The organism is uncultured Azohydromonas sp., from assembly GCF_937926365.1.
GTDB lineage: Bacteria > Pseudomonadota > Gammaproteobacteria > Burkholderiales > Burkholderiaceae_C > Azohydromonas.
The window spans coordinates 1-26695 of the sequence record NZ_CALAOH010000172.1 but is presented as its reverse complement, the minus strand read 5'-3'; the positions used below and the strand labels follow the sequence as shown (position 1 = coordinate 26695).

Below are 26695 nucleotides of genomic sequence, written 5' to 3'. Positions count from 1 at the left end.
GAAAAAGGCTGCCGATGCGCGTGGTGAAGTGGAGCCGTCTGGCGGACCTGTCCATCCTGGCGGCCATCGTCCTGTGCACGCTGGCGGCACTGGGCGCACTGCATTACCACGGCCAGCGCCTGGCGCAGGAGCAGGTGCAGTCGCACCGCCAGCTCGCGGTGCTGCAGGCGCGCCACAGCGGCCACCTCTTCGGCCAGACGCTGACGACGGTGGAGCTGGCGCTGCGCGGGCTGCTGCAGGCCGAGGCCCAGGACCGTGGCGCGCTGGGGCGCGAGCAGCGGCTGCGCCAGCTGCTGCTCGATGCGCCGCACCTGCGCTCGCTGTCGCTGCTGGACGAGCACGGCGTGGTGGTGGCGAGCTCCAACCCGGCCAACCAGGGCCGGCTCGTGGACCTGCGCGGCTTCCTGCCTCATGTCGATCACGGCGAGCCGCTGCTGCGCATCGGCAGCGCGCAGGCCGGGCGCGACCTGGCCGACGGCCGTCCGCTGAGCATCGACCCGTCAAGCGTCAGCGACCTGGGTTTCGTTCCCGTGGCGCTGGACGGCGGGCCGGGAGGCTGGAGCGTGGTGGCCACGCTCAACGCGGACTTCTTCCTCAACCGGTTGCAGGTGCGCGATGCCGAGGCGCCCGGCGCGGTGGAGGTGCTGCGCTGGGACGGCGCGCTGCTGCTGAGCACGCGCGAGGATCTGTCGCCGCCCTGGCGCGCGGCCAACCAGGTGCTGGTGCGGCGCTGGCAGGGCGGCACCGAGCTGGGCACGCTGGTGCAGCCGATCGAGGGCCTGGGCGAATGGATCACGGCCTGGCGCGGCGACCGCACGCGGCCCTTCACGGTGGTGGTGCGCGTGGAGCGGGCCCAGGCGCTGTCCCAGGCGCGCGCGGAGGCGCAGCGCCTGGCGCTGATCGCGGTGCCGCTGATCCTGTTGGCCGCCGTGACGCTGGTGCTGGGCTACGGGCTGCTGCGCCGCGCCACGCTGCGGCGCATGCGCAACCAGGCCGAACAGGTGCAGCAGCAGGCGCGGCTGCTCGATGCGCTGCCGGCGAGCGTGACGCTGTTCGGTCCCGACGGCCGGGCGCTGGTGCTCAACCAGGCCTGGCGCGACATGGCGCGCGACGCCGCGCTGCCGGCCGGGATGCTGGAGGACGTGCACTACGGCACGCTGGCTTCGCTGTTCCCTGCCGAGGACGGCGGCGGCGCCGGGCTGGAGGAGGGCATCGCGGCGGTACTGAGCGGGCGGCGCGACGAGTACGAAGGCCGCTTCCAGACCACCGGCGCGAAGGGGCCGCGCTGGTTCCACATCCTCGTGCGCCCGCTGCTGCGCGAGGGCCAGCGCTGCGCGCTGCTGCTGCAGCTGGACGTCACGGCGCAGCGCCGCAGCGACGAGGCGCTGCACCTGAACAGCCTCGTCTTCGCCATCAGCGCCGAGGCGATCATCATCACCGACGCCAGCAGCCGCATCGTGTCGGTGAACCCGGCCTTCACGCGCATCACCGGCTACGCCACCGAGGAGGTGCTGGGGCACACGCCGGCGCTGCTGTCCTCGGGCCAGCACGACGGCACTTTCTACGAGGCGATGTGGACGCAACTGCTGGCGCAGGGCGTGTGGGCCGGCGAGATCGTCAACCGGCGCAAGAGCGGCGAGGCCTACACCGAGTGGCTGACCATCACCGTGGACCGCGATGCCGAGGGGCGTCCGCGCCACTTCGTGGGCGTGTTCCAGGACATCACCGAGCGCAAGCGCGCCGAGGCGCGGCTGCGGCTGCTGGGCGCGGCGCTGGACGCGGCCGACAACGCGGTGATGATCACCGACGCCCACGCCGTGATCGAATGGGCCAACCCGGCCTTCAGCCGGCTCAGCGGCTACACGCTGGCCGAGGTGGTGGGGCGGCGGCCGCAGGAGCTGATGAGATCGGGGCAGCAGCGCCCCGAGGTGTACGCGCAGATGTGGCGCACCATCCTGGCCGGCGAGGTCTGGCGCGGAGAGATCGTCAACCGCCGTCCCGACGGCACGCCCTACCACGTGGCGCAGACCGTCACGCCGCTGGCCGACGATGAAGGGCACCCGCGCCACTTCATCGCCGTGATGGAGGACATCAGCGCGCGCAAGCGCCAGGAGCAGGAGCTGCAGCGCCTGGCCACCACCGACGCGCTCACCGGGCTGCTCAACCGGCGCGCCTTCCTGGAGGAGGTGGCGCAGGAGCTGCAGCGCTACCGCCGCCACGGGCATGAGGGTGCTCTGCTGATGCTGGACCTGGACCACTTCAAGCGCGTCAACGACCGCCACGGCCATGCCGTGGGCGACGCGGTGCTGGTGCAGGTGAGCGCCGCGCTGCGCGAGCGGCTGCGGCTGACGGACCGCATCGGGCGCCTGGGCGGCGAGGAGTTCGCGGTGCTGCTGCCCGAGACCGGGCCGCAGGGCGCGCTGGCGCTGGCGCAGGCGCTGCGCGAGGCGGTGAGAGCGCAGCGCATTCCCACCCCCGACGGGCCGCTGGGCGTGACGGTGAGCATTGGGCTCTCCGGCTTCGCGCCCGGCGAGACCGACGCCGTGCCGCTGCTGGGCCGCGCCGACCAGGCGCTCTACCAAGCCAAGGAGCAGGGCCGCAACCGGGTGGTGGTGGCGGAGGTGGTGCCGGCGGCCTGAGGCGCGGGCGCTTCCGGCCGTGGACCGACGTGTGCCAGCCCTGCGCGCAGGGGTGCCGGCGCTGCGCCGAGGGATGCCGCCGCATGGTCGTGGCGTGAGCCGGTTGTGGCGGTTTCGCCTGTACCAAGGGTTGCCTGGCCCACGCTGGAAGTGCTGGTCACCGGCTTGCTGTCCCGCCTCCGGCGGGCGTGCGCTCCCGAGAGCGGGCTGGCACTGATTCAGTTCAGTCGTAAATGCTGGGCCTTAACAGCAGTCTGCTGATTTGGTGGCGGCGCACGTAACGCACGACGGTTTCGTCCGCCAGCTTGGGTTTGCGTTCCAGATAAGCAAAAAAATAGCCGTACATCAATGCAACGGCCCCGAGCAGATAAGGTTTTCTGAAAGTCCGCTTCACGCACTTTGCCAGCAGGAACAGGGGATGGTAGCCCGTCAGATAATTGGCCTGACCGTTCTTGACGCCGTCCCGCCATTTTCCGGCCGCTGCTCCGGTCGGCTTGTGCTGGACCACCCTGGCTTCAGGCAGGGTGCGCGTGGTCCACTCGTACAGGTTGGCTTTGACTTCGTCGATCGTGTCCCAGCCCGGCCCGGGTACCAGAGGTTCAATGTCGTGCCAGCAGGCCCGGCTGTAGATTTTCGTGGCGCCGCGCACGTGAAACCTGGGGTCGCCGGGAGAATCCACGCGCAATCCATGTTTCCCTGTGGTGTAGACCGTGCCACCGACAATGCCCAGGCATGGGTCGATCAGGAATTCGGAGAGGCAGCGTTCGAAGTAGTCCGGTTCGAAGGAAAGATCGCCGTCGAGCTTGACGATGTAATCCCAGGCGCTGACCGTCAGGTACGACAGCCCATCCTTGAAAGCTTCGACCACCCCGCTGCCGGCCGCCCTGAAGCCCCGGTCCACCCGGTGCACGACCGTGATCCACGCGAACCCGGCTGTTTTGTGGTCCAGGATTTGAGAAGTGCCGTCCGTGGAGCCGTCATCCACGATGATCCATTGCTGCGGAAGTATTGTTTGAGCAGCCATCGAGGCAATGGTCTTCGCAATATGGTCGGCTTCGTCGCGCACGGGCGAGATGACGATGTAATTGAATGGAATGTTGAAGGCATCGTGCTCTGGGGCGATGGAAATGTGCATGGTGGATTTGATTTATGCGTGTGGAGACGATGGGGGTGAAATAACGGAAAGGCATCGAGAAAATGAAGGCTTCCAAACCGAATGGTTGAAGGTGTGGGGTTTTCAATCGGGCCTGAGTTCATCACGGGCCGGACTTTTCCCGTTCGCCCTGAGTCCTTCGACAATCTCAGGACAGGTTTTGTCGAAGGGCAGGCGTTCGGTGGCCGTCACAGGGCTGTGACAAGCTCAGTCCGGGTGGATTTCTGGAGCCAATGAATTACTTGGGGTCCGTATCAGGATGCTTATTTTTCCGCAGATCCTTGTGACGGCAGTCAAGCTATCAGGGGTGCACGAGGTCCGGAATAGTCAACTGCTCCTGCCCGAGCGGGACTTTTCTCCCATTGCTGCCCGGGACCAGCCCGTAGCTGGTGGCCAAGCCGGCTTACCGACGCGCTGCTGGCCAACCCCTGCGACACCGAGGCCACGGCCGAAGCGATACGGCGCGCGCCGCGGATGCCGCTGCGGGAGCGGCAGGCGGCCGGGATCCGGCGCCACGACGTGCACTGGTCGCGCCAGAGCATCGTTGGCACCCTGATGGAGAGGAGACGATGCATGACCGGCGAACGGCCGCAGGCTGGCCGATTGCTCCGGGGGCGCCTGCGAGCACAGGAGCGTGGCATGGCTGAGATCGTGAGCGTCCTCAACGGCCTGGTCTGGAGCAAGGCGCTGATCTTTCTGTGCCTGGCCGTGGGCCTGTACTTCTCCATCCGCACCCGCTTCATGCAGTTGCGCGGCATCCCGGAGATGGTGAGGTTGATGTTCGGCGGCCGAGCTTCCGAGGCCGGCGTGTCCTCGTTCCAGGCGCTGGCGATGTCGCTGTCGGGCCGTGTGGGTACCGGCAACATCGCCGGCGTGGCCACGGCCATCACCTTCGGCGGGCCCGGCGCGATTTTCTGGATGTGGATGATGGCCTTCCTGGGTGCCTCCACCTCCTTCGTGGAGTGCACGCTGGCGCAGGTCTACAAGGAGGTGGACGACCGCGGCCAGTACCGCGGCGGGCCGGCCTTCTACATCGAGAAGGCCATGGGCCAGCGCTGGTACGCCTGGATCTTCGCCGTGGCCACCATCATCGCCATGGGGCTGCTGCTGCCGGGGGTGCAGGCCAACAGCATCGCCGCGGGCGTGAACAACGCCTGGGGCGTGGCGCCTTCGGTGAGCGCGGCGGTGATCGTGGTGGCGCTGGGCTTCATCATCTTTGGCGGCGTCAAGCGCATCGCGCGCTTCGCCGAGATCGTGGTGCCGTTCATGGCGCTGGCCTACATCCTGGTGGCGGTGGTGATCGTGCTGCTCAACATCGAGCAGGTGCCCGCCATGGTGGGCCTCATCCTGGGCAGCGCCTTCGGGCTGGAGGCCGGCTTCGGCGCCGTGCTGGGGCTGGCGGTGGAGTGGGGCGTCAAGCGCGGGGTGTATTCCAACGAGGCCGGCCAGGGCAGCGGCCCGCACGCGGCGGCGGCGGCAGAGGTGAAGCACCCGGCGCAGCAGGGCTACGTGCAGGCCTTCTCGGTCTACATCGACACGTTGTTCGTGTGCAGCGCCACTGCTTTCATGGTGCTGGTGACGGGCCGCTACAACGTGCAGGCGCCCGGAGGCGGCTTCCTGGTGGAGCGGCTGCCGGGCATGGAAACCGGGCCGGGCTACACGCAGGCCGCGGTGGAGTCGGTGATGCCGGGCTTCGGCGCGAGCTTCGTGGCGCTGGCGCTGATGTTCTTCGCCTTCACCACCATCGTGGCCTATTACTACATCGCCGAGACCAACGTTGCCTACATCAACCGCCGCGTGCACCGGCCGTGGCTGAGCCTGGTGCTCAAGGCCGCGATGCTGGTGTCGGTGACCTACGGCGCGGTGCGCTCCGCCGGCGTGGCCTGGGACCTGGGCGATCTGGGCGTGGGCCTGATGGCCTGGCTCAACATCGTGGCCATCCTCATCCTGCAAAAGCCCGCGCTGCTGTGCCTGCGCGACTACGAGGCGCAGAAGCGTGCCGGCGTGGAGCCGGTGTTCGACCCCGGAAAGCTCGGCATACGCAACGCCGACTGGTGGAGCGCGCCGCGCGGGGCCCCCGCCACGGTGCGGAACGCATCGGGGCAACCACTGCCGCCGCAGGCGGAGCGCGGCACCTGATTCCAGTTTCACTTTGGTCGTGAAATGACCCGTTCGTACTGAGGTATCGAAGTACGAATCCGACAGGCTGCGATGGCGGCGCTACGGCAGGGGCCGTTCATCCTTCGATACCTCAGGACGAACGGAATACTTCACTAGCAAGCGAGAACTGGAATGAGGCCGGTCAGGCCGTCCTGACGGCGGCCCAGGCTTCGAGCACGGCCTGCTCGAAGCTGTGCAGGTCGAAGGGCTTCTGCAGGTAGGCGTCGAAGCCCGCGGCGGCGGCGGCCTCACGGGTGCGCCCGTCGCCATAGCCGGTGAGCGCGACCAGCACCACCGCTGCCGGGTCGCGCAGCGCACGGATGCGCCGCGCCACCTCCAGCCCGTCGATGCCCGGCAGCCCGATGTCCACCAGCGCCACCTCCGCCTGCTGCCCCTGCACCAGCGCCACGGCGCTCTCGCCGTCCACCGCACACGCCACCTGGTGCCCGGCCAGGCGCAGCAGCGAGGCGGTCATCTCCTCCACGTCGCGGTTGTCCTCCACCAGCGCGATGCGCAGCGGCTTCAGGCGCGTCGCGGCTTCGGGGCCGGCGCGGTCCTCGTCCTGCACCGGCGCGGCCGGCAGCCGCACGACGAAGGTGGCGCCACGGTCGCGCCCCTCGCTCAGCGCCTGCACGGTGCCGCCGTGCAGCTCCACCAGGCGCCGCACCACGTGAAGGCCCAGCCCCAGCCCGCCCTGGGCCCGGTCCATGCGGCGCTCGCCCTGCGAGAAAGGCTCGAAGATGCGCGGCAGCAGCTCAGCGTCCAGCCCGCAGCCGTTGTCGCTGAAGCTCAGCTCGGCCCAGCCCTGTTGCTCGCGCAACCGGATGTGCAGCTGTCCCTCGGCGCGTCCGTACTTGACGGCGTTGTCCACCAGGTTGGAGACGATCTGCTCGATGCGCGTCTCGTCCGCTTGCACGCGCACCGGCGCGAGCTCGGTGGTGACGCGCAGCGCCGCCGTGCGCCCGGACTGCTCGAAGAGCTGCAGCACGCGCAGCACCGCCTGCGCCAAGTCCAGCGCGCGCAGCTCCAGGTTGACGTGGCCGCTGGTCAGCCGCGCCGCGTCCAGCAGCTCGTCGACCATGCGCACCATGTGGCCCACCTGGCGCTCCAGCACCGCGCGCGCGCGCTTCTCCATCTCGGGGTCCGCGCGCGGGTTGCCCAGCACCGCGGTGGCGGAGCGGATGGCCGCCAGCGGGTTGCGCAGCTCGTGCGCGAGCATGGCCAGGAACTCGTCCTTGGCCTTGTCCAGCCGCTGCGCCTGCGCCAGCGCGTCGGCCTGGTCCGCCAGCGCGCGGCGCAGCGCGCGCCGCGCGGCCTCGGCTTCGCGGATGGGCAGCGGCGCGGCGGCGGGCTGCGCGTGCGCGTCCGAATGCGCCAGCGCCGCCAGCGGCTCCAGCGAGTCGGTGATGCGCCGCCCCAGCAGCAGCGCGATGCCCATCGCCACGGCCATCGCCACCGCCAGCCCGCCGGCCGTCAGCAGCGCGGGCAGCTGCAGCGCCTTCTCCACCGTCTCCACCGGCACGCCCGTGCCCAGCACCCAGCCCGAGGTGCGCAGCTGGCTGAAGGCAATGAAAAAGCGCTGGCCCTCCAGGCCCACGCTCTCGAACGTGCCTTCCTGGCGCCCGCGGGCGCGCTCCCAGAAGGGCGCTCCCGAAGGCTTGCCCACCCACTGCCCGGGGTTGAGCGTGCGAGCGATGACCAGCCCCTGGCGGTCGTTGAGCGTGAGCGTCGCGCTCTCTGCCACCGGGTAGCTGCGCAGGAATTCGAGCCAGGCGCGGTGGTCGATGCCCACGTACAGCGCCCGCTGCGCGCGGCCGTCGCGCACCACCGGCGTGACGATGAAGGTGTGGAAACTGTCCACCCCGGGGCCGGGCACGAGGTCGGAAACCGCGCTGGCGCGCTCGGCCAGCGCCCGCTGCAGCGTCTGCCGGTCCGGCACCGGGTGCTGCGGCTGCCCGGCGCGGTGGACGGCCAGCAGCTCGCGGCCTTCGGCGTCGACCACGCCCAGCGTCATCCAGCTCGGAAAGCTCCTGAGCATCGTCTCCAGCTCGGACTGCGCCGTGGCGTCCTGGCCCGGCTGGTCGGCGATGCCGCCCGCGAAGGCCAGGCCTTCGAGCACGCGCGAGGTGCTGCGGATCTCGTTGTCCAGCGCCAGCCGCAGGGCGCTCACGCGCTCCAGGTAGCGCTGCGCGTGGACCTCGCGCTGCGCCTGGTCCAGCGCGACGATGGACGCGCCCGCCAGCAGCGCCACCGGCGCCACCACCGCGGACATCATCAACACGAGCTGGGGACGGATGCGCATGCAGGCTGCTCTAGGGGTGCCGGACCGGCTCGGCAGACTATCACCGCGGTGCGCATGGAACGGGGCGGAGGGGGCCGTCGCGGCCTAATCCGTCCCAGGCCGAATCAGGCCGGCACGTGCCTACGATGCCGGGCCATGGCGGCCTCGCGGCGCCGGCGCACGCTCACCCAGCCGCTCAGGCCCAGGGCCAGGCCGGCCAGCGCCAGCGTGCTGGGCTCGGGCACCGGCTCCACCGGCGGCGTGGCAACCACCTGGCCGTCCTGGAGGCTGAACCAGACCGGCGTGGCGTTGTTGAGCGAGGTGCCGGGCACGTAGGCCTGGAACTGGTCGTTGATCAGGAAGCCCACCTCGGCGATGTCGGGATTGGTGATGTCGCCGTAGAAGAAGCCGAACTGCCCCTCGCCCGGCGCGGGGCTGTACTGGTCGGACCGCAGCACGAGCTGGAAGGTGCTGCGCACGGAATAGTCGTGGTCGAAGCTGCCCATCCCTTGCCAGGTGATGACCATCTGGCCCGCCGTGGCGGTGTTGACGTAGACGTTGGACAGCAGATCGTCCCGGGAGTCCAGGTCGGCGTGCAGGACGCTGAACTGGTCGAAGTCGACGAAGGAGGCGAAGCCGTTGCTGTGGACGAAGATGTCCGACACGGCCAGGCCCGCGATGGTCTGCCCGGCGCCGGGGAAGGCCACGTCGATACCGCAGTCGTCGCAGTTGCTCAGCGTGGCGTTGGCCGTGCCGAAATCGCTGGTGTAGAGCGCCGCCTGGGCGGCATGCGCGCCGAGCAGCGCCGCGGCCAGAACCAATGGCTTGATCAGGTTCATCGAGGCTTCCCCATCAGGTTGTTGAGACGGACCGCCCGGGTGAGATGCCCGGGCGGCAACGTTTAGCAACTGATATGCCTCAAGAATCCAGTTCAAGAACTCGTTGCGTGACAGTGGCTTACCGCTGACGGCGTGACGTTTTTCGCGTTGCCGGGCTTGAGGTGTAAAAAAACCCGACAGTGCCCCGGCGGTGTCCGGGGCGGTCATGGCGCCAGGGCGTGACGGTTCAGACCGTCACGTGCCCGCGCCGCGAGGCTGGGCCACGCAGCAGCCACCAGGCGCTCAGCAGCGCGATGCCGCCCACTGCGCCGGCCAAGGCCTTGGCCTTGTTGGCCTGGTGCACCTGGGCCGTGCCCGGCGCGGCCTGCTTGGCGTGCTGGCGCGCCAGCGCCGTGCCGGGCGTCACCGTGGCCGCGGCCACTTGCAGCTTGTTCTTGAGCCCGGTCACCACGCCCGGCTTGCCGGCCAGCATGGCCTCGAAGCCCTGGCGCGCCACCATGGCCGCCTCGTCCTTCTTCATCGTGCCGACCTTGGTGTCGAGCAGGTCGGCGCGCTCGAAGAACTTCGTGTCGGTCGGCCCCGGCATCAGGCAGGTCACGCTGACGCCGCTGTCCTTGAGCTCCTCGCGCAGCGCGTAGGCGAAGGAGTCCAGGAAGGCCTTGCTGCCGTTGTAGACCGCCTGGTAGGTGCCAGGCATGTAGCCGGCGATGGAGCCGGTGATGAGGATGCGGCCGCTGCGGCGCTCGCGCATCTGGCGCCCGACCTTCTGCAGCAGCAGCAGCGTGCCGGTGATGTTGGTGTCGAGCACGTGGCGGGCGGCGCCGAAGTCCTGGTCCAGGAAGCCCTTGCCCAGGCCGTGCCCGGCATTGGCCAGCAGCGCGTCCACCGCGCGCCCCTCGGCGGCGGCGAAGAGCTTTTCCACGCCTTCGGTGGTGGCCAGGTCGGCCTCGACGGCGTGCACTTCGGTGCCGTGGGCGCGCAGCTCCTGCGCCCGCTCGTGGACCTGCGCCTCGTCCGCGGCGATGAGCAGGTCGTAGCCGCGCTGCGCGGCGCAGCGCGCGAGCTCAAGGCCGATGCCCGACGAGGCCCCGGTGACGATGGCGAAAGGACGGGAGGCGGTGGTGGACAGCGGGGTGTTCATGCGGGCGGCTCCTTGAAGCTGAAGGGTGGATGTCATTCAGCCGCCCTTCGGCAAGTGCCGCGCCCGTGAATTAGCAACGGTGAATCCAGGCGCTTTGGCCCACGCCGCCCCATGAATGCAACAGTGGTGCAACAATAAGTAACATGAATACGTTGCAGGAGGTCAAGGCGGACGGCACTGAAGGCTCCACGGAGTCGGTGGTGCGCTCGTCCGCCACGTTGGGGGCGGTGGTACGGGCCCGGCGCAAGCGCTTGTCGCTGCGCCAGCTCGATCTGGCGGGGCTGGGGCAAACCGGCAACCGCTTCATCGTCGAGTTGGAAGGCGGCAAGCCCACGCTGCAGTTGCAGAAGGTGCTGGACGTCGTGGACTTGCTGGGGCTGGAACTGGTGGTGCGGGCCAAGCAGCGCTGAGCGCTTGCCCGGCCCGCGCGTGATGGGCTTTCTCAGGCCACCGGCTCGGCCGGTGCGGTGGGCTCTTCGGGTTCCTCGGGCTCCGGTGCCGCCGCCGCGGCCGGCATGGCCTTCGGGGCCGCCGGCGCGGGCACCGGCGCACCGGCGCCGCGCACGATGGCATGGATCAGCTGCAGCTTGGCCACCGCCGGCCGGGGCAGGACGAAGGGATAGAAGTCCGGCTGCCCCATGCTGCGCGCCATCTCGTTGAGCACGGCCGTGAGTTCCGTCCAGGCGTTGAGGAAGCCCAGGAAGGCTTCGGCGTCCGGGTCCTCGGGGCGCCACAGCGCCTCCTTGGTCCAGGGCTCGGCCTCGATCTCCACGTCGTCGGCGTCGATGCCGAAGGACAGCGCCGTGTCCACCGTGTCCACCATGTGCAGGTAGTGAGCCCAGGTCTCGGCCCAGTCCTCCCAGGGGTGGCAGCTGGCGTAGGTACTGACGAATCGGTCCTTCCAGTCCGCGGGCGGGCCCTCGTCGTAGTTCTTCTTCAGCGCCGCGGCGTAGTCGATGCGGTCGTCGCCGAAGAGCTCGCGCACGGGATCGATCCACTCGGTGTCCTTCACCAGGCGGTCCCAGTAGTAGTGGCCGACCTCGTGCCGGAAATGCCCCAGCAGCGTGCGGTAGGGTTCGTGCAGTTGCGCGCGCAGCTTCTCGCGCCTGGCGTCGTCGGCCTCCTCGACGTTGATGGTGATGAGGCCGTTGTCGTGGCCCGTCATCACCGGCGGCCCGCCCTCGGGTGCGCGCAGGAAGTCGAAGCTCAGGCCGCGCTCCGGGTCCTCGCTCCTGGGCACCACGGGCAGTCCCAGCCCGATGAGCTGCGACACCAGGCGGCGCTTGGCCATTTCGATGCGGCTCCAGTAGAGCGCGTTGTCCGGCACCGAGAGGTCGGGAATGGTGTGGTTGAGCCGGCAGGCCATGCACAGCGGCTTGAGCTGCCCCTGGGCGTCCTTCTCGTCGGCGGGCAGCAGCCAGTTGCAGGCCGCCGCGGCGTCGAAGTTCTGGCAGCGCCTGTAGGCGGTGGCGTTGAGTCCGGCGCCGTACTCGCGCCACAGGTGCTCGCCCACGGGTTCCAGCGGCATCACGCGCGCCTGCAGCGGCTCGTAGCCCAGCGGCGTGTCGCAGGCCAGGCACCTGCTGTTGCGGAAGAACACCGGCCGCCCGCACTGGCAGCGGAAGGCACGCGGCGTCGTGGCCTGCTTGTGGGGTTTCCAGGCGGCGCGCAGGCGCGCGGACATCTTCTCGAAGGCGGAGGACATGGAAGGCTCCAGAGGCAATGCGGGCGCCGCGGCCCGCGGGAGCGGCCTTCGGCGCGTGACGCCGGCTCGCAGGGCAGGTGGCGTGCCGGCCGCGGGCGACCCGGGCCGATCCTGGCTTCCTTGTCCGGGTCTTGAGAACGAAGCGCGCCCGCCGCTGGGCGGGACCGCGGTTGGCGTTCAAGGGCACTGCGCATGCCCGCGGTACGCGAGCGCGCCACGGCGGCGCCTTCAGGCCCGCGCATACTCCCGCCATGGATGCCGCCCCCGATTTCGAGCTCGACGCCGAGTCGCTGCGCGCGCAACTGCAGGCCCGCACCGGGCTGCCGGTGGCGCTGTTGCAGACGCACATCTCCTGGGTGCTGCTGACGCAGCGCCTGGCCTTCAAGCTCAAGAAGCCGGTGCGGTTGCCGTTCCTGGACTTCAGCAGCACGGCCCGGCGCGGGCAGGCCTGCCTGGAGGAGCTGCGGCTGAACCGGCGCCTGGCGCCCGCGCTGTACCTGGGCGTGGTGCCGGTGCGCGGCACGCCGGCGGCGCCGCGCCTGGGTGGTGAAGGGCCGGTGATCGACCACGCGGTGGTGATGCGCCGCTTCGCCGACGAGGCGCTGATGAGCGAGCGGCTGCGGCGGGGGCTGCTGTCGCCGCGCGCCATCGAGTGCCTGGCGCAGCGGCTGGCGGACTTCCATGCCGCCGCGCCCGCCGCCGGGCCGGACGGTCCCTTCGGACAGCCGATGCAGGTGCAACAGTCCGTGCGGCAGGTGCTGGCGCAGCTGGAGGCCGCGCGCCCCTGCGATGCCCGGCTGGCGCCGCTGCGCGCCTGGTGCGAGGCGCGGCTGCGGACGCTGGAGCCCGAGTTGCGCCGCCGCCTGGAAAGTGGCGCCGTGCGCGAGGGCCATGGCGACCTGCACCTGGCCAACCTCATCGTGCCGGGCGGGGACGAGGAGGCCACGGCCTTCGATTGCATCGAGTTCGATCCGGCGCTGCGCTGGATCGACGCCATGAGCGACATCGGCTTCGCCACCATGGACCTGCAGGCGCGCGGCCGGCGCGACCTGGCCTTCCGCTTCCTGGACGCCTATTTGCAGCGCGGCGGCGACTACGCCGGCATGCGCGTGCTGCGCCTGTACGAGGTGTACCGGGCGCTGGTGCGCGCCCTGGTGCAGGCGCTGTCGCCGGGCCACGCCGCGGGGCCGGACTACCTGGCCTGCGCGCAAGCCCTGGTGGACGCCGGCGCGGCGCCGCGCCTGTTGATCACCTACGGGCCCTCGGGCAGCGGCAAGTCCACCGTGGCCGAGGCGCTGGCGGCGCGGGCCGGGGCGGTGCGCGTCCGCTCGGACGTGGAGCGCAAGCGCCTGTTCGGGCTGCGGGCGCTGCAGCGCTCGGCCGAGCACGGGCTGGACCTCTACACCCCCGAGGCCGGCCGCCGCACCTTCGAGCATCTGGCGGCCTGCGCGCGTGCCGCGCTGCTGGGCGGCTACCCGGTGATCGTGGACGCCGCCTTCCTCAGCCGCGCGACGCGGCAGGACTTCGAACACCTGGCCTGGCAGCTGCGCGTGCCCTTCACCATCCTGGCCTGCACGGCCGACGCCGAAACGCTGCGCCGCCGCGTGGCCGCGCGCGGCACCGCCGGCAACGACCCATCCGAGGCCGGCGTGGACGTGCTGGAAAAGCAGCTGGCAACGGGAGAACCGCTGGACGCGGCGGAGCGGGCGCGCGCCATCGGCGTGGACACCACCGGGGAGGTAGACGTCGCGGCGCTGGCGCGGCGCTGGCTGGCGGCTGGCTGAATTGCCCGGTAGGACTGAAGTTCAGCTTCGGCCAGGGCGGCCTGCCCGCCGCGGGCCGTGCCGGCGCCTGGTGCCGGGAATGGCGGTTGCCGTGTCCGCAGGCATGCAGACACGCAGGGCGCTGCCGCCGTCGTCGGCGCCAAACCGCAGGAGAGCCGCATGAGCAAGCAGAAATTGGGCGTCGAGCTGCCGAGCACCCTGCAGCGCTCGCCGGCCAAGGCGCAGCGCACCTATGCCAAGACCTTGCGCAACGCCGAGCGCGAATACGGCCGCGGCGAGCGCGCCAGCCGCACGGCGCTGGCCTCGCTCAAGCACGGCTTCGAGAAGGTGGGCGACCACTGGGAGCCCAAGGAGCACAAGGGCCCGTCGGACCCGCAGGCCGCCGCCGGCGGGGCCCAGGCGCGCGAGCGTCCGCGCGAGACCTTCGGCGGCGTGGACCTGCTGGGCCACACGCGCCAGGAGCTCTACGCGCGCGCCCAGGAACTGGGCATCGCCGGGCGCTCGCGGATGAACAAGGAAGCGCTGGCACGTGAAATCGCGAAGAAGCAGCGCTGAAGGGCGGACGACATGAGCCACAGGCTGCACGACATCCCGCCCGACCCCTTCGTGCCCGAGCCCCCGCCGGCACCGCCGCCGGATGCGGAGCCGCATGTGGAAGACCCCCCGGCGCCCAGCCAGACGCCGCCGGTGAAGGACCCGCCGAAGTTCACGTGAGGCGAGGCGGCGCTCACCCGGCGCTGCACCCGCCCCTGAAGCTCGACGGGCAGGCGGTCGCCAGTCCGCCCGTGAGCGTCGAGGCTTGCGGATGGGTCTTGAGGAAATTCAGCACGTCCGGCCAGACGTTCTTCAGCCCCTTCTGCGGCCGGGTCCAGTACAGGTAGTTGGCGCGCAATTGGTTGCGCGCGAAGTTGTACAGGTCCTCGATCGGCACCGTGGTGCGCTGGCCCTGGTGGCGCAACGCCACGTAATTCTCGAACTGCACCGACGGCGCCAGCGGCACCACGCCGGCCAGGCGCGGGTACTGGGTATAGACGTTGTCGCGCAGCGAGCGGTCGTCCAGGAACACGTCCGGCCCGCCCAGGCCGATGCCGTACTCGGGCATCTGTCCCACCAGCGTCTGGATCGCCTGCTTGGGGAAGTTCACGAACTGGATCGCCACCGTGGTGGGAAACGCCTTGCGCAGCGTGCGGTTGGCGGAGGCCAGGTTCTTGAAGAAGCGATCCCGGTCGTCGTCGCTGATGGAGCGGTTCGCCCGGCCCAGCGCCGTCTCGTTGAAGGCCACGCTTTCCAGCGCCGGGTGCGAATCCACTGCCTTGCCGAGCGCGAACAGGAATTTCTCCAGGTGTTCCAGCACCGCCGGCTCCCACAGCGCGACGTTCTGCCCGGTGCGCGCCCGAGGTCCGCCCGGCGCCTGCTTTTCCTCGATGCCGATGCTGTAGGTGCTGCGTCCCGAGCCGGCCTTTTGCTCCAGGTACTCGGGCACCGGCCGCGCGCCGCCGGCAAAGGACTTGAGCATCAGCAGCACGTGCAGCCGCTTCTTGTGGGCGGCGACGCGGTCCAGGTCCTGGTGGAGGCGGTCGAAGTCGAAGCGGCCCTCGCTGGGTTCGAGCTCGGCCCAGGTGTAGCGCAACTGCAGGCCCCGGGCGGACTGGACGTTGCGGATCTGGTCCAGCGTGTCCTGGATCATCTCCATGCCGCCGCGGCTGGGAATGTGGATGTACTGGCCGGGGTGCCATTTCATGCCCGCGCCCTGGGCCCAGGGCAGGCCGGGAGCACAGGCGGCGGCCGTGGCGGTGAGCAGCTGGCGGCGGTTCAGGTTCGGCATGGAGCTTCGTTCCTTTCTGGACGGGGCGACAGGGGCAGGCTCGGGGCCTGCAGCCCAGCAGCAGGCCGCGGGCCCGGCGCCGCGGCGGGCGCTTGTCACGCTCCCGCCGCGGGAGCCTGGGCCTCAGCGCACGGCGTAGCGCAGCTCGGCGAACACGTCGCCGTAGGCCTGTACCGATTCGAGCCGCAGCGCCGGCGGCACCGTGAGCGCGCGCGGGAACAGCGGCGCGCCGCGGCCCAGGGTGACCGGTGCGACGGTGACGATGATCTCGTCCAGCAGCCCCGCGTCGTGGAACCGCGCGGCCAGCTCGCCGCCGCCGACGATCCAGACGTTCCTGCCGTTGGCGGCGCGCGCCATCTCGGCATGCACCGGGGCGACGTCGCCCGAGGCGAAGCGGATGTCGGCGCCGGCCACGCCCGGCAGGGTGCGGGTGCTGAACACCCAGGCGGGCTGCGCGTAGGGCCAGGGCTGCGGGCCGCGGCCCTCGGGACGGACTTGATGGCGCAGCAACCACTCGTAGGTGTGCGCGCCCATGGCGATGGCGCCCACCTCGGCGATGAAGCGCTCGTAGCTGCCGCCGGGCGCCTCGCCGAACTGCAGCAGCCAGTCCAGCGAGTGCTCCTCGGTGGCGATGAAGCCGTCGAGGGTGGAGGCGGTGTAGTACTGGGTTTTCATGGGTGTGAGTGTCGGCCACGGGCGTCACGTCAAGGTCGGCGTGGCGCGGGCGCAGTCTCTGTAACGGCAACCCCAATCGCTTGAGGCATGCTCCTTGCCTTTGGCCGGGGCTGCCGTCCCGGTGGTCTTCTAAAGAGAGGGTGCGCGATGCCGAACTTCACGCTCAACGGCCAGCCCACGGCGCTGGACCTTCCCGCGGACATGCCGCTGCTCTGGGCGCTGCGCGACGTGGCTGGCCTCACCGGCACCAAGTTCGGCTGCGGCATCGGCGCCTGCGGTGCCTGCACCGTGCACCTCGACGGGCAGGCGGTGCGCTCGTGCATCACGCCGCTGTCGGCGGTGGAGGGCAAGCGCGTGGTGACCATCGAGCGCATCGACCAGGACCCGGTGGGCCGCCGCGTGCAGGCCGCCTGGCGCGAGCTCGACGTGGTGCAGTGCGGCTACTGCCAGAGCGGCCAGGTGATGTCCGCCTGCGCGCTGCTGCGCGCCAACCCCGCGCCCGACGACGCCGCCATCGACGGCGCCATGGCCGGCAACCTGTGCCGCTGCGGCACCTACCAGCGCATCCGCGCCGCCATCAGGCTGGCGGCCTCGCAGATCGCCGCGCCGAACCGGGGAGCCTGAGATGCGCCCCATCGAGCACGTCGAAGAAAGCCTGGGCCTGTCGCGCCGCGCCTTCATCCGCGCCGGCGCCGCTGCCGGAGGCGGGCTGCTGATCGGCATCGCGCTGCCGGGCTGCGCCGTGGTGCCGCTGGAGACGCCGGCGCCGCGCGACACCAAGCCGCCGGAGGCCGCCGTGGGCCAGGCCACCACCGCGCTGTCGCAGGACTCGGCCGGGCTGGCCTACAGCGGTTTCATCCGCATCGACCGGCAGGGCGCCGTGACCTTCATCGTCCACAAGGTGGAGATGGGGCAGGGCACCTTCACGTCCATCCCCATGCTGCTGGCCGAGGAGCTGGAGGTGGACCCCGCGCGCGTCAAGCTGGAGCAGGCGCCGCCGGACAACGCCCTCTATGCCGACCCGCTGCTGGGCGGGCAGGTCACGGGCGGCTCCACCTCCATCCGCGGCGCCTGGGAGCCGCTGCGCCGCGCCGGCGCCACCGCGCGCGTGATGCTGCTGCAGGCCGCGGCGCGCCAATGGAACGTGGACGTGAAGGAGTGCGGCGCCGCGCTCGGCGTGGTCACGCACGGCCCCAGCGGCCGGCGGCTGCACTACGGCCAGCTGGTGGACGCCGCGGCCAGGCTGCCCGTGCCGCAGGACGTGCCGCTGAAGCAGCCGGCCGACTTCAAGCTCATCGGCAAGCCCGTCAAGCGGCTGGACTCGCCCGACAAGACCAACGGCCGCGCGCTGTTCGGCATCGACGCCAAGGTGCCGGGCATGCGTGTGGCCACCGTGGCGGCCTGCCCCATCGTGGGCGGCAAGCTGGCGGGCCTCAACGAGCGCGCCGCGCTGGCCGTGCCCGGCGTGCGCCAGGTGCTGCGGCTGGACAACGCCGTGGCCGTGGTGGGGGACCACATGTGGGCCGCCAAGCAGGGCCTGGCGGCGCTGGCGCCCACCTGGAGCGGCGGGCCGCACGGCGCGCTGACCACCGCGGCCATCGTGGCCGAGATGGAGGCCGCCTCGCGCCGGGAAGGCGCCGTGGCGCGCAGCGACGGCGACGCGATGGCCGTGCTCGCGGCCACGCCGGCGGCCAACGGCGTCAGCGCGCTCTACCAGATGCCCTTCCTGGCCCACGCCACCATGGAGCCGATGAACTGCACCGTCTCGCTCACGCCGCAGGGCTGTGAGCTGTGGGTGGGCACGCAGGTGCCGGTGCTGGCGCGCACCGCGGCGGCCAAGGCCGCCGGACTGCCGGAGGAGAAGGTGCAGGTGCACAACCACTACCTCGGCGGCGGCTTCGGACGGCGGCTGGAGGTGGATTTCATCGTGCAGGCGGTGTCCTTCGCGCGCCAGGCGACCTCGCCGGTGAAGTTCGTGTGGTCGCGCGAGGAGGACATCCAGCACGACATGTTCCGGCCCTACTACCTGGACCGCATCGCCGCCGCGCTGGACGAACAGGCCCGCCCCAAGGCCTGGCTGCACCGCATCACGGGCTCGTCGATCCTCTCCCGCTTCGCGCCCGAGGCGGTGAAGGACGGCATCGACAGCGACGCGGTCGAGGGCGCGCGCGACATCCCCTACGACATCCCGGTGCAGCGCGTGGAGTACGTGCGCCACGAGCCGCCCATCCCGACCGCCTTCTGGCGCGGCGTGGGCGCCACGCACAACGTATGGGTGGTGGAGAGCTTCATCGACGAACTCGCGGCCAAGGCGCAGCGCGACCCGGTGCAGTACCGGCTGGCGCTGCTGGACAAGCAGCCCCGGCTGCAGGCGGTGTTGCGGCTCGCGGCCGAGAAGGCCGGCTGGGACAGCCCGCTGCGCATGGGCACCGACGAGCGCGCGGGGCGCGGCGTGTCGGTGCAGTACGCCTTCGGCAGCTACATGGCGATGGTGGCCGAGGTGGCGGTGGACGCGCAGGGCCAGGTGCGCGTGCGGCGCGTGGTGTGCGCGGTGGACTGCGGGCAGGTGGTCAACCCCGACACGGTGCGGGCGCAGCTGGAGAGCGGCGTGGTGTTCGGCCTGTCGGCGGCGCTGTGGAACGAGATCACGCTGGACCAGGGCCGGGTGCAGCAGGCCAACTTCGGCGATTACCGCGTGATGCGCATGGGCGAGGCACCGCGCATCGAGGTGCACCTGGTGCCCAGCAGCGACAAGCCCGGCGGCATCGGCGAGCCTGGCACTTCCGGCATCGCGCCGGCGCTGACCAACGCGCTGTACTGGGCCACGGGCACGCGCATCCGCAAGCTGCCGGTGGGCGAGCAGCTCAAGGGGGGACGGGGCGCGGCCTGACGCGATCCGGGGCGCCGCGTTCCACCGCCGGAGCGCGACGCCCCGCGCTTCCTGCCCGGATGAAGAACTTCTCCACGCAAGTCCCTGCGGGCCTGGATGTATCGCCCTGTTACCATCGGACGCATGCAGGGTGGTTGGGCATGAAAGGCCAGTTTGGTGCAGTTGCCTCAGCGGACAGTCAGTGAAGCAGCCGGGTTGAGTTTCAGCACGCAGAACCTTCAGCGTATCCCCGGATATTTGAAGGCCCGCCCGTGCTGGGCCATCGAAGCGCGGACGGGCACTGCGGGCTGCCGCGCCGCCGGGGCCGTGCATGCGCCAATACCTCGGAACGGACGGAAGTCAGGGGGCCAGGACTTGCCGCGCTCATGGAATGGGACATTCAGGGCAAGACTCCTGACATTCCCGGCCAGCCCGTCGCTGCAGGCCGTCAATTGGCCTCTGCCCCGACACCGCGCCCCATTTCATGGCGCATGGTGGACGCCGATGGTTTTCAAACATGGCCTGAGCTCCGGTTGGTTCGGCAGGAAGATTCGGCGCCCGCTCCAGCAAAAACATTTCGTTCATGAGAAAGAGCATCCTGGAAATTTATGCGCTGACGGTATGTTTCTTTGCCGTCGTGTGCTTCGTGTTCGTTTCGGCGCTGGCCATTCATGACGTCGTCCAGATCATGAGCCCGCAATTCACGCTGGACCGGCATCAGTACGAGCGCTACCTGTCCAACGATTCGTACATCCGTGCCGCGCACCAGGGCTCGGCGCAGGCCGAGGCCGCCTTGAGAGCGCTGCCCCGCGAGGAGCTCACGCGCCTGCGGGTGAGCGAGCTCAAGCGGACGTTGCGCGTGGAGCGCCATGAGGGCCAGTTGAACCTGTTCAAGATGCTGATCGTGCTGGTGGTGGATGCCGTCGCCTTCGCCATCCACTGGAAAATCGGCCACGTCGCCCGGTGCGAGATGGCCTGAATTCGCGCCACCCCGGCCGGGTCATGAGGCTCGTGGCCTCGATTTGCCCTGCGGCGCAATTCTGACGACGAGCTGACTTTTTTGGTGGCGGCCCTGAAGAAATTCAGGGCCGCACTGGTTTTGGCTGCAAATCCGTCGGTTGATTTTCAGATCGGCCAAGCGGCCGGCTGGATTCACGGCCTTGGGAATGGCGCGACTCGAAGGCCACGAGCCGGGCATCGGCGACCACGCCGCCGTGCTGCCCATGGTGGCGTCCTCCCGTTGACCGCCCCATATTTACCGCGGCGGCGCGATACGCCCGGTGACGGCCAGCGCGCCGCCGCGCCGCTGCAGCACGATGCCCTCGGCCGAGGCCACGCCCAGCCCGGTGAGCGCGGTGATGTTGACCTGGTGCGTCACCACCACCAGCGCGCCGGGGCCGCGCCAGTCCAGCAGCTTGCGGCGCGCGGCGGCCGTCCGTGCCGCCCGGTCGCCGTGCTCGCCGAAGAAGGAGTTGAAGGCGGGTTCATCGCGCACCGGCCCCAGGGCCATCAGCGCCGCGGTGTCCCGGGTGCGGCACCACTGCGAGCTCCACACGGCCCCGACCGGGATGCGTTGGCGCCGCAGCTCTTCGCCGCTGCGCCGCGCCTGCTCGCGGCCGGCCTCGCTGAGGTTGCGCTGCGTCGCGCAGTCCCCCAGCCTGAATCCGGTCGGATCGCCGATGCCCGGCGCCTCGGCGTGGCGGAACAGCACGATGGCGCCGTCCTCGCGCAGCGCCGGCCAGGGGCCGGCGGGAGCGGGCTGGGCAACGGCGGGGAGGGCGTTCACGAAACCCGCGGCCAGGATGGCCGTGGCCGATGTCGCCAGGAACAACAGGCGGCGACGGACAGGGATGGCGGTGTGCATGCCGGGCTCCTGGGGGTGCGCCCGCTGTGGCTGCGTACCGCTCACTCCACCTTCAACGGCGCGGCCAATTCCACCGAGCGCCTGGCGACGCGGTCGGTCACCTTGGCGAGCACACGCAGTTGCGCGCCGCGGTCCGGCGCGCCGAAGGCCAGCTTCAGCGAGGTGCTGCCGAGCATGAAGCGCGGCGTGTGCGGCGGCTGCGACCACAGCACGCCGCTGCCCAGCGTCGCGCGCGTGCCGTCGCGCTTCTGCAGTGCGTATTCCACGGCCACGTCGCAGTGGCCCGCGGCGCCGGGGGCGCAGCCAGTGAAGACCACCACCGCGCTGACGCCCCGGCCCGGCGCCGCCGTGTCGGTGATCTCCAGGCGCGGCTCCACGCCCGCGCCGGCCGCGGCGGCCTCGGCCCAGCCGCGGCGCAGCGCCGCCTCGTCCGGCGTGAGCAGCAGGTGCGCCATGAAGGGGCCGTCCTGGCGCAGGGACTCGGCGCCCGGCCCCTGGGGCCCATCCTCCGCGACGGGAGCAGCGCCGGCGGCGGCCAGCGGCAACGCCAGGCTCAGGGCGGCGCCGAGGCGGGAGGTCCAGGTGTGAATGTGGCTCGGTGTCATGAGGTCTTCCTCCACGGTTCGCGTGCAGGTGCAGCAATCCGTTGACCCGAACGGCTCAGGGTAGGCCCCGGGTCCGGGCGCCGGAAAGGGCTGCCAATGCCGAAATGCGCGTTGGCGGGCGAGGCATTGGCGCGGAGGAAGGGATCGACGGGCAGGCCGCCGAGCCGCCGCCGGCCGCGCTGCCGGCTTGGCTTAAGGTGTCTCCCGGCGGGGCGCAGAGACCCCGCTTCGATAAGCAAGGAGACACCACCTCATGTCGTTGTTCCAGAAACTTCAGGCCCGTGCCGCGGCCGGCCGGCCGGTGCGCGTGGGCCTGATCGGCGCCGGCAAGTTCGGCTCCATGTACCTGTCGCAAGTGCCGCGCACGCCGGGCATCCATCTGGTGGGCGTGGCGGACCTCTCGCCCGCGCGCGCCCATGCCGCGCTGGCGCGCGTGGGCTGGGAGCCGGCGCGCCATGCCGCCGCGTCGCTGGACGAGGCGCTGCGCCAGGGCAGCACCTGCGTCACCGACGACGCCCAGGCGCTGATCGCCAGCGACGCGGTGGACGTCGTGATCGAGGCCACCGGCCACCCCGCGGCCGGCATCCGCCACGCGCTGCACTGCTTCGAGCATCGCAAGCACGTGGTGATGGTCAACGTCGAGGCCGACGTGCTGGCCGGCCCGCTGCTGGCGCGGCGCGCGGCCGAGGCCGGCGTGCTCTATTCCATGGCCTCGGGCGACCAGCCGGCGCTGATCGCCGAGATGGTGGACTGGGCACGCAGCATCGGGCTGGAGGTGGTGTGCGCGGGCAAGGGCACCAAGTACCTGCCCGGCTACCACCAGTCCACGCCCGAGACGGTGTGGGGCCACTACGGCTTCAGCGCGGAGCAGGTGGCCGGCGGCGACTTCAACGCCCAGATGTTCAATTCCTTCCTCGACGGCACCAAGTCCGCGCTGGAGATGGCGGCGGTGGCCAATGCCTGCGACCTCACGCCGCCCAGCGCCGGCCTGGCCTTCCCGCCCTGCGGCGTGGACGACCTGCCCACCGTGCTGCGCCCCGTGGCCGACGGCGGGATGCTGGAGCGGCGCGGCAGCGTGGAGGTGGTGTCCTCGCTGGAGCGCGACGGACGGCCCGTGTTCCGCGACCTGCGCTGGGGCGTGTACGTGGTGTTCGAGGCGCCGACCGATTACGTGCGCGACTGCTTCGCGCAGTACGGGCTCAAGACCGACGCCAGCGGGCGCTACGCCGCGATGTACAAGCCCTACCACCTCATCGGACTGGAGCTGGGCATTTCGGTGGCGAGCATCGCGCTGCGCGGCGAGGCCACCGGTGCCACGGGGGCTTGGCGCGGCGACGTGGCCGCCACCGCCAAGCGGCTGCTCAAGGCGGGCGAGCGGCTGGACGGCGAGGGCGGTTTCACGGTCTACGGCCGGCTGTTGCCCGCGGCGGACGCGCTGCGCCAGGGCCTGCTGCCCATCGGGCTGGCGCACGGCATGGTGTTGCGGCGCGACGTCCCCGCGGGCGAGCCGGTGCGCTGGAGCGACGTGAGCTTCGATGCCGCGCGCGAGGACGTGCGCGTGCGCCAGGAAATGGAAAGCCTGTTCCGCCGGGAGCCAGGCTGCTGAGGTGGCGCCGCCGCTCCAGGCGCTTGCGGCACGTGGGGCGGCCGGGTGCCCATCCCGTGCCTCCGGCGAGAGTCACGCCGTCCGCGGCGGGCAGCGGCGCGCTGCAACAATCGGCGCCGTGAGCAATACCCCCGACATCATTTCCCGCCCCGCCGCGGTCCCGGTGCTGAGCACCCTGGACAACGGCGTGCGCGTCGTCACCATCCCCATGTCGCACCTGCGCAGCGCCAGCGTCGCGGTGTTCGTGCGCACGGGCTCGCGCAACGAGAGCGCCAAGCTCAACGGCATCTCCCACTTCCTGGAGCACATGGCCTTCAAGGGCACGGCCACGCGCGACGTGCAGGCCATCAACCTCGACGCCGAGCGCATCGGCGCCGACATGAACGCCTACACCTCCAAGGACACCACCGTCTACTACCTCAACGGCCTGGGCCGCGATGCGCCGCGCATGCTGGAGATGCTGGCCGACGTGGTGCTGCACAGCATCTTTCCCGAGGCCGAGATCGAGCGCGAGCGCGAGGTGCTGCTGCAGGAGCTCATCGAGTACGAGGAGGACCCGCAGTCCGTCGTGTCGCAGCTGCTGGACGTGGCGGCCTACGGCAAGCAGCCGCTGGCGCGGCCCATCATCGGCACCCGGCGCCACATCGAGCGCATCACGCGCGACGATCTGGTGGACTACGTGCGGCGCCACTACGCCGGCGCCAACATCGTGGTCGCCGCCGGCGGCGCGGTGGACGCGGCGCAAGTCGAGGCGGCGGCCGGGCGGCTCTTCGGCGCGCTGCCGCGCGGCGAGGAGAACCGCGGCGAGGCCGTGGCGCACCTGGGCGGGCTGCAGTCGCGCCGGCGCGCGGGCATCTCGCAGGTCTACAGCTCCATCGGGCTGCCGCTGCCCACGCTGAAGCAGGGCCACCAGGCCGGCGCGCTGGCCGCCACGCTCTTCGGCGGCGGCATGAGCGCGCCGCTGGTGGACGAGGTGCGCGAGCGCCGCGGCCTGGCCTACCACGTGGCCAGCGAGGCCGAGCTCAGCGACGTGCACGGGCTGCTGGTCATCGACGCCATCACGCAGCCCGACAAGCTGCTGGAGTACATGCGCACCGTGGGCGCGCTGCTGCGGCAGCAGGCCGAGGGCATCGCGCCGCAGCACCTGGAGCGCGCGCGCAACCAGTTGCTGGTGCAGGCGGTGCACAAGCAGGAACGGCCCTTCAGCGCCATCGAGGCCGCGGCGGAGCAGCTGTTCGTGCACGGCCGGCTCATCGATGCGCAGGAGACCGTGCGGCAGATCGAGGCCGTCACGGCCGAGGAGGTGCGCGCGGTGTTCGAAACCGTGCTGAAAGCCAAGCCCGCCGTGGGCCTGGCCAGCCGCGGCGCGGTGGGCGAGGTGCTGCAGGCGCTGGAGACGGCGCTGGCCTGAGGCCGCGCCCGTGCGGGTGCCTGTCGCAGCGACAGCTGTAGCGCGGGCGCCACCGTTGCATGCGACACCTGTCGCCGCCCGGCGGTCCCGCGCCGGGCGCACCCGTCCAGTCTCGCCGGGTGCCGGTGGCCTTTCACGCCCGCGCCGGCCCATGGCATGGAAGCTGCGGATCTCTTCACGGCGACTGCGGTCGCCTGCGATTCCGCAAACAACGAGCTTCCAGGAGACGAGCCGTGAAGAACCTGTTCGGCAGCATCAAGGGGTGGAGTCCCGCGGGCGCGCTGTGCGCCATCGGTTTGCTGGTCGGCATGCCGGCCGGCGCGGCGGGCAGCGGTCCGGGCTTCGATGACCCCGACAACTGGCCGCAGTACCACCGCAGCCACAACGCCTGGCGCTTCAGCCCGCTCGCGCAGATCGACAAGCGCAGCGTCGCGCGGCTGCGCGTGGCCTGGATCCACCAGCCCGGCGTGATCACGCACGGCCTGCAGGCCACGCCCATCGTGGTGGACGGGGTGCTCTACACCATTGCCGCCGACAACAACGTCTTCGCGCTGGACGCGGCCAGCGGCCGCATCCTGTGGCGCTACGCGCCCAAGCTGGACCCGATCGTCAAGGAGGTGTTCTACGGCTCGGCCAGCCGCGGCGTGACCGTCGGCCGGGGGAAAGTGTTCATCGGCACGCTGGACGGGCGCTTCATCGCGCTGGACCAGAAGAGCGGCAAGCCGCTGTGGTCCACGCAGCTCAGCAACCTGAAGGACGAGTACGGCGCGCTGTTCTCCTCGCCGCCGCAACTCGCCGGGGACATCCTCTTCGGCGGCACCACGGGCGGCGACCAGCCCACCATCGGCAAGATCTACGCCGTCAAGGCCGACACCGGCGAGCGCGCCTGGACCTTCGAGGTGCCGCGCGACGACCCCAAGAGCTGGCCCGGCGACAGCCGGAAGAAAGGCGGCGGCTCGGCCTGGCTGCCCGGCACCTACGACCCGTCGACCGACACCATCTACATCGGCACCAGCAACGCCGCGCCGGACTTCAACCGCGACGACCGCCTGGGCGACAACCTCTACACCGCCACGCTGCTGGCGCTGGACCCGAAGACGGGCCAGGTGAAGTGGCACCGCCAGGAGGTGCCCAACGACACCTGGGACTTCGATGCAGCCTACGAGGCGCTGCTGGTGCCCGACGGCAAGGGAAAACAGGCGCTGGTGCACCTGAACAAGAACGGTTTTGTTTATGTGATGAGCCCGGCGGATGGCTCGATCCGCAACGTCTGGCAGTACACCGAGAACATGAACTGGGCCAAGGGCGTGGACCCGAAGACCGGGTTGCCCATCGACCCCGTGTACCCCGAGACCGGCAAGCAGAAGCTGCACTGCCCGAACCTGCTGGGCGCGCGCAGCTGGAACCACGGCGCCTACAACCCGCACACGAAGCTCTGGTACTCGCACGGCATGGAGGTGTGCAACACCGTCACCAGCGAGAAGCAGGGCGAGGTGCCGGGCATCGGCATGCTGTCGCTGGGGCTGTCGGAGATCACGCTGACCGATCCGCCGGGCAAGAAAGCCGACGGCTGGCTGGGCGCCTTCGACCCGCTCACCGGCAAGCAGGCCTGGAAGGTGCGTTTCGAGCTGCCGCCGCTGAGCTCGGCGCTGGCCACCGCCGGCGGGCTGGTGTTCACCGGCGACATGCAGGGCCGGCTCTACGCCTTCGACGCCGACAACGGCAAGGAGCTGTGGCGGTTCAACGCCGGCTCGGGCGTGCGTGGCGGCCCCATCAGTTACGCCGTCAACGGCAAGCAGTACGTCGTGATCCCCACCGGGCTGGGGTCGCATGCGCCGGGCTTCCTCACCGGGGCCTTCCCGCAGATCCGCGACCTGCCTGGCGGTGCCGCGCTGATCGCCTTCACGGTCGATTGAGCGGCCGCTTCCCCTTGCGCATGGCGGTGGCCGGGTGAGTGCGGCCACCGCTTGGGGAGGGCGGCCGTCCGCGGCCGTCCTCCGCTTTTCCCCATCCCCGCAATGAGCATTTCCATGGTTGGAACCACGTTCGTGACCCGGGCCCTGCCGGCCACCCTGGCGGCCGCGGCGGCCCTGATGCCGCTGCTGGCACCGGCTGCCGCGCCGCCGGCCGGCGCCGCC

At 70.9% G+C, this 26695-nt stretch carries 22 protein-coding genes; 13 read left to right on the top strand and 9 right to left on the bottom strand.

Annotation, left to right across the window (positions count from 1 at the left end; genetic code table 11):
* Positions 1-14: 14 nt before the first annotated feature.
* Complete coding sequence (locus Q0741_RS18340; RefSeq protein ID WP_298234632.1) at positions 15-2639, top strand: diguanylate cyclase; 2625 nt, start codon at positions 15-17, stop codon at positions 2637-2639.
* A gap of 223 nt (positions 2640-2862) precedes the next feature.
* Here Q0741_RS18340 and Q0741_RS18335 read toward each other — a convergent pair whose 3' ends face one another.
* On the bottom strand, positions 2863-3774 hold the full coding sequence (locus Q0741_RS18335; RefSeq protein ID WP_298234631.1) for a glycosyltransferase: 912 nt from the start codon (positions 3772-3774) through the stop codon (positions 2863-2865).
* Between Q0741_RS18335 and Q0741_RS18330 the strand changes: the two genes are divergently transcribed.
* Both Q0741_RS18330 and Q0741_RS18325 read left to right on the top strand, forming a co-directional pair.
* Entirely contained in the window at positions 3773-3994 is a 222-nt protein-coding gene (locus Q0741_RS18330) for a hypothetical protein (protein ID WP_298234630.1), read from the top strand. The genes Q0741_RS18335 and Q0741_RS18330 overlap by 2 nt on opposite strands.
* Before the next feature lie 437 nt (positions 3995-4431).
* Positions 4432-5931, top strand: coding sequence for a sodium:alanine symporter family protein (locus Q0741_RS18325; RefSeq protein WP_298234629.1), 1500 nt, complete (start codon positions 4432-4434; stop codon positions 5929-5931).
* Positions 5932-6094: 163 nt separating this feature from the next.
* On the opposite strand, the gene Q0741_RS18320 is transcribed toward Q0741_RS18325, so the two are convergent.
* From Q0741_RS18320 to Q0741_RS18310, 3 genes are all read right to left on the bottom strand, one after another.
* Positions 6095-8254: an ATP-binding protein gene (locus tag Q0741_RS18320; RefSeq protein ID WP_298234628.1), complete on the bottom strand. Its 2160-nt coding sequence runs from the start codon at positions 8252-8254 to the stop codon at positions 6095-6097.
* A 104-nt stretch (positions 8255-8358) separates the two neighbouring features.
* Positions 8359-9072 (bottom strand): PEP-CTERM sorting domain-containing protein, encoded by a 714-nt coding sequence (locus tag Q0741_RS18315; protein WP_298234627.1) that lies wholly within the window; start codon positions 9070-9072, stop codon positions 8359-8361.
* A 226-nt stretch (positions 9073-9298) separates the two neighbouring features.
* Entirely contained in the window at positions 9299-10213 is a 915-nt protein-coding gene (locus Q0741_RS18310) for an SDR family oxidoreductase (RefSeq protein WP_298234626.1), read from the bottom strand.
* A gap of 143 nt (positions 10214-10356) precedes the next feature.
* Here Q0741_RS18310 and Q0741_RS18305 point away from each other — a divergent pair, with 143 nt between their 5' ends.
* Positions 10357-10623, top strand: coding sequence for a type II toxin-antitoxin system Y4mF family antitoxin (locus Q0741_RS18305; protein ID WP_298234625.1), 267 nt, complete (start codon positions 10357-10359; stop codon positions 10621-10623).
* Between the two features lie 32 nt (positions 10624-10655).
* Here the strand turns inward: Q0741_RS18305 and Q0741_RS18300 are convergent, their stop codons facing one another.
* A complete protein-coding gene (locus Q0741_RS18300) occupies positions 10656-11918 on the bottom strand; it encodes a putative zinc-binding peptidase (RefSeq protein ID WP_298234624.1) in 1263 nt (420 codons plus the stop codon).
* Positions 11919-12169: 251 nt separating this feature from the next.
* Between Q0741_RS18300 and Q0741_RS18295 the strand changes: the two genes are divergently transcribed.
* The 3 genes from Q0741_RS18295 (at position 12170) to Q0741_RS18285 (ending at position 14416) form a co-directional block, all read left to right on the top strand.
* Positions 12170-13702, top strand: a complete 1533-nt coding sequence (locus Q0741_RS18295; protein ID WP_298234623.1) for a bifunctional aminoglycoside phosphotransferase/ATP-binding protein — start codon at positions 12170-12172, stop codon at positions 13700-13702.
* 159 nt (positions 13703-13861) lie between these two features.
* A complete protein-coding gene (locus Q0741_RS18290; protein ID WP_298234622.1) occupies positions 13862-14257 on the top strand; it encodes a ChaB family protein in 396 nt (131 codons plus the stop codon).
* A gap of 12 nt (positions 14258-14269) precedes the next feature.
* On the top strand, positions 14270-14416 hold the full coding sequence (locus tag Q0741_RS18285) for a hypothetical protein (RefSeq protein ID WP_298234621.1): 147 nt from the start codon (positions 14270-14272) through the stop codon (positions 14414-14416).
* Between the two features lie 13 nt (positions 14417-14429).
* Here Q0741_RS18285 and Q0741_RS18280 read toward each other — a convergent pair whose 3' ends face one another.
* Together Q0741_RS18280 and Q0741_RS18275 are read right to left on the bottom strand one after the other, a co-directional pair.
* On the bottom strand, positions 14430-15527 hold the full coding sequence (locus tag Q0741_RS18280) for a hypothetical protein (RefSeq protein ID WP_298234620.1): 1098 nt from the start codon (positions 15525-15527) through the stop codon (positions 14430-14432).
* Positions 15528-15650: 123 nt separating this feature from the next.
* Positions 15651-16202, bottom strand: coding sequence for a dihydrofolate reductase family protein (locus tag Q0741_RS18275; RefSeq protein WP_298234619.1), 552 nt, complete (start codon positions 16200-16202; stop codon positions 15651-15653).
* Between the two features lie 147 nt (positions 16203-16349).
* Between Q0741_RS18275 and Q0741_RS18270 the strand changes: the two genes are divergently transcribed.
* The 3 genes from Q0741_RS18270 to Q0741_RS18260 all read left to right on the top strand — a co-directional run bounded on the left by Q0741_RS18270 (position 16350) and on the right by Q0741_RS18260 (position 20050).
* Positions 16350-16826, top strand: coding sequence for a (2Fe-2S)-binding protein (locus Q0741_RS18270; protein ID WP_298234618.1), 477 nt, complete (start codon positions 16350-16352; stop codon positions 16824-16826).
* A gap of 1 nt (position 16827) precedes the next feature.
* A complete protein-coding gene (locus Q0741_RS18265; RefSeq protein ID WP_298234617.1) occupies positions 16828-19092 on the top strand; it encodes a xanthine dehydrogenase family protein molybdopterin-binding subunit in 2265 nt (754 codons plus the stop codon).
* Between the two features lie 562 nt (positions 19093-19654).
* Entirely contained in the window at positions 19655-20050 is a 396-nt protein-coding gene (locus Q0741_RS18260; RefSeq protein WP_298234616.1) for a hypothetical protein, read from the top strand.
* Positions 20051-20326: 276 nt separating this feature from the next.
* Here Q0741_RS18260 and Q0741_RS18255 read toward each other — a convergent pair whose 3' ends face one another.
* Together Q0741_RS18255 and Q0741_RS18250 are read right to left on the bottom strand one after the other, a co-directional pair.
* Positions 20327-20935 (bottom strand): histidine phosphatase family protein, encoded by a 609-nt coding sequence (locus tag Q0741_RS18255; RefSeq protein ID WP_298234615.1) that lies wholly within the window; start codon positions 20933-20935, stop codon positions 20327-20329.
* A 41-nt stretch (positions 20936-20976) separates the two neighbouring features.
* Positions 20977-21540 carry a hypothetical protein gene (locus Q0741_RS18250; protein ID WP_298234614.1) on the bottom strand — a complete coding sequence of 188 codons (564 nt, stop codon included), beginning with the start codon at positions 21538-21540 and terminating at the stop codon, positions 20977-20979.
* Between the two features lie 253 nt (positions 21541-21793).
* Here Q0741_RS18250 and Q0741_RS18245 point away from each other — a divergent pair, with 253 nt between their 5' ends.
* From Q0741_RS18245 to Q0741_RS28910, 3 genes are all read left to right on the top strand, one after another.
* A complete protein-coding gene (locus tag Q0741_RS18245; protein ID WP_298234613.1) occupies positions 21794-23146 on the top strand; it encodes an SAF domain-containing protein in 1353 nt (450 codons plus the stop codon).
* Positions 23147-23264: 118 nt separating this feature from the next.
* The gene (locus Q0741_RS18240) at positions 23265-24557 is read left to right on the top strand and encodes a pitrilysin family protein (RefSeq protein ID WP_298234612.1); all 1293 of its coding nucleotides are present in this window, start codon (positions 23265-23267) and stop codon (positions 24555-24557) included.
* A gap of 233 nt (positions 24558-24790) precedes the next feature.
* Complete coding sequence (locus Q0741_RS28910) at positions 24791-26473, top strand: pyrroloquinoline quinone-dependent dehydrogenase (RefSeq protein ID WP_367184138.1); 1683 nt, start codon at positions 24791-24793, stop codon at positions 26471-26473.
* Positions 26474-26695 lie beyond the last annotated feature (222 nt).